This is a genomic window from Streptomyces sp. SID14436, assembly GCF_010548465.1.
GTDB lineage: Bacteria > Actinomycetota > Actinomycetes > Streptomycetales > Streptomycetaceae > Streptomyces.
On sequence record NZ_JAAGMD010000072.1, the window covers coordinates 1 to 216 of the forward strand.

A 216-nucleotide genomic window follows, 5' to 3' on the forward strand; every position below is an offset into this window, starting at 1 on the left:
GAGATCGGGCAGGCGGGCGGCGAGCCGCTGGCCGTGCGGGTGCGGGACCGCCTGGCGCGGATGTCGCCGTTGCCGACCGAGGTGCGCCCGGGTGAGCTGGGCGGCTCGGCGGTGCTCAAGGGGGCCCTGCTGACGGCGCGCGAGCACGCCCAGGACGACCTCTTCGGCAGCTCACGGGGGTGAGGCGGTGCCCCCGGCCGGCACGCGACCCCGGTG

Annotated in this window: 1 pseudogene; it reads left to right on the forward strand. The window is 78.7% G+C overall.

What is annotated here, in order from left to right:
* Window positions 1-183, forward strand: a pseudogene (locus G3I53_RS02245) (ROK family transcriptional regulator); the annotation flags it as partial.
* Window positions 184-216: the final 33 nt, after the last annotated feature.